The 224-nt window shown below is 64.7% G+C and carries 1 pseudogene; it reads right to left on the bottom strand.

Annotated features, from left to right (window positions below):
* A pseudogene (locus PA598K_RS26500) lies at nucleotides 1-224 on the bottom strand (gfo/Idh/MocA family oxidoreductase); the annotation flags it as partial.

Genomic DNA, 224 nt, shown 5'->3' with positions numbered 1-224 from the left:
TGTCCATCTCGTCGCGGAAGCCGCCGAAGTGCGCGCCGATGAAAAAATCGGTATGCACCGCGCCCAGCGTGCCCAACCCGCCCTCAGCCACCAGCTTGCACAAGGCGCGAATCTGCGGATTGTAGCGACGATTCTGCATGACGCTGTAGCGTCTGCCCGTCCGCCTCGACATCTCGGTCAACGCTTGCGCGTCCGCCAGCGACTCGGCCATCGGCTTCTCGCCG

The sequence above is a fragment of the Paenibacillus sp. 598K genome, from assembly GCF_003851045.1.
GTDB lineage: Bacteria > Bacillota > Bacilli > Paenibacillales > Paenibacillaceae > Paenibacillus_D.
The sequence above is the reverse complement of the archived record's forward strand: the minus strand, read 5'-3'. Positions and strand labels throughout refer to the sequence as shown.